General features: G+C 66.5%; 2 protein-coding genes. Both read right to left on the bottom strand.

The annotated features are described in order from the left end of the window. Positions 1-1,968 (bottom strand): hypothetical protein (locus tag H5T60_13985; protein ID MBC7243542.1); only part of this gene is annotated, 1,968 nt, incomplete at its 3' end. 18 nt (positions 1,969-1,986) lie between these two features. Further along, positions 1,987-2,537, bottom strand: a 551-nt coding sequence (locus H5T60_13980) for a tetratricopeptide repeat protein (protein ID MBC7243541.1), incomplete at its 5' end; no start/stop codon positions are given.

Here is a 2,537-nt window from a genome sequence, read left to right as displayed (position 1 = left end):
GGGCGCGAAAGGGATCAACGCGCCGGCGCGGATGAACATCGGCAGGCGGTCCAGAGGCGCTTCCACCTCCACCCACTGCCGGCCCTCATACCGCTGTTCCGTCCAGCCGTCGTACCAGGTTCCCGCTGGCAGATACACCCGTCGGCGGTACATCGCCGGCTCCAAAACAGGCGCGACCAGCACCGCCGGCCCGAAGAGAAATTCATCGCTGATCTCCCGCGCTTCCGCATCGTCCTCATATATCAGCAGTAGCGGACGCAGGATCGGTGCGCCCGTGCGGCAGGATTCCCAGAAACAACCGTAGATATACGGCAGGAAGCGATAGCGCAGGCGCAGATACTGCCGCAGGATGCCCTGCACCTGTTCGTCCAGTTCCCACAGGGCCGTTCCTGCCGCGAGGCGGAAAAACGGCAGAAACGCGCCCAACTGGACCCAGCGTATCAACAGCTCCGCGTCCACCTCCGTTTCCTGCGGCACGCGGGCTAGCTCTGCGCTCCACCAGAGCTGGCCGGCCAGCGCCATTTGCTGGGCTTCCTGCACCACAGCCCGGAGGGTTTCCCAGTTCAGCGGCTGGCCGGCATCGCACACCGCCGCCCCGCAGCGCGACAAGCCCAGTGTCGGCGCATCGGAGGCCAGCCAAGGCCTTCGGCCGGCGGACACTGCCTGCCACCCCTGGGAGACCGCTTCCAGCGCCCACCGCGGGAGGGCATTATGCACCTGCGCCGAAGTTCCCTGGAAACACAGCACCTCGGTTGAGAGCGCCGCCGGCGGTATATTATCCCGCATGTCCACCCCATCCACTCCCATCTCCAACAGTGGACGGTGCTCCTTGGCCCACCACTGGCGCGCAAGCGGATGGGAGAAGTCCACCTGAGCCAACGGCGTCCCCCGCGGGTCCCGGACCACGTACGGCTGTCCGTTGGGCCGGCGGGTCAGCACGCCCTGTTCCGCCGCTTCCAGGAACAGCCGGCTCTCTCGCTCCAAACGCGGCGTCTCCACGAGAATAACGTGAAAGCCCTGTGCTTTCAGCCGCTGAAGGATTTCGCCGGCCAGCGACCAGTCGAGCGCGTCAAAGCGCAAATCTCCTTCGTGCTCCTGCCAGCCGCTCTGCAGGACCAGCGCATCGCAGGGAAAATCATGGGAGCGCAGTTGTTGGGCGACTTCCAACACCGCCAGCGGGTCGCCGGCATCTTCCAGCAGGCACTGCGCCCCCAGGGACCACAGCGGGGGCATCGGCCATCGGCCGCAGAGCGTGACAGCGGTTTTCACCAGTCCCATCATGGTATCTGCCGTGAAAAGGATCACCTGAAGCTCTGCGGCATGGGACACATAGGCAATTTCCCCCGGCCGGCTGGCCCCCAGGTCCCAATATCCACGCGCGAAAGTATCCATCACCAGCCCATACCGGTGCGAGGAGAGCAGGATGGGCAGGCCGGCGGCCGGCCTGGCGCCGGCCAAAACAGGCCAAGCCCTGCCGCGCCCGTTCAGCGAACGCGGCGCATCCGGGTGCGCGCCGGCGTATCCTATCCCGTAAAAGGCCTCGCTCTCCTTCACCTGCAAATGCCAGCTCCTCACCCCCGGGCCCCGGCGAAACCCTCCGCCGGCGATCTCTTCCACAAGGGTCTGGCCGTCGGAGAAGAGGAAGCGCAGGCGTAGAGGGTTGCGCTCGGCATGCACTTCCATCTGCCCACTGTGGATGATGATGGAATCACCAGCTTCCTCCCACGTGAGGGGTACCGCCGGCGAGGGCTGTCTGTCCAGGAGGCTGGGCCCCGATGTCTCGTCCGGAGCTTCGCCGCCGGCGCACCGTGCCGACAACCGCATGGCCGCCGGCCCCAGCGGTTCCACCCACAGCCGGCCGTTCTCCGCCTCTATCTCCAGGACCGAGCGAGCGCCGGCGCGCGCTTCCCGCACACAGCGCACCGCCCCCAACGCCTCCGCCCATGTTCCATCGGCATACCAGGTCATATCGCCTCCTTCAGACCGCTATTCCAGTTCCCGCTCCCGACTGTCCTCGGACGCCTGCAGGCGCGCCAGCGCCCAGGCCAATCCCTGACGTGCCCGGGGGTTGTCTGGGTCCAGCTCCAGCGCTCGCTGGAGACAGCGCACCGATTCCTGCGGATGCAGGGCGGTCCCGCCTTTCCATAACCAGGCCTCGACATGGTCCGGCACCAGACGCGTGACGGTGGAGAAGATATCGTAGGCCTGTGCGGTCTCGCCGGCCTTCGCCAGCCGAATACCCTCCCGCATCAGGTCCTCCGCATCTTCCGGGGTTGCTCTGCGCATCCAGCTTTCCAGCGCCTTACGGCGGATCTCCATATCCTCCCACGCCGAAGCATTCACGTCACCCTCGGGGTTGGCTCTCTGTGCCGGCGCCATGGGCTGGCGCGGCTCGGGCGGAATGGGGGAAACATACCGGTCCAGCTCCGCCAGGGCTTCTTCGACCTCCGCCGGCATCGGCTCCTGTTCGTCGGCGAGGGTGGCCGGCACCAGCCCTACATCCCAGGCCACATCCACCCCCTCTATTCCCAGCTTCG

This window comes from Anaerolineae bacterium (genome assembly GCA_014360855.1).
Lineage (GTDB): Bacteria > Chloroflexota > Anaerolineae > JACIWP01 > JACIWP01 > JACIWP01.
This window is presented reverse-complemented; position numbering and strand designations above follow the sequence as displayed.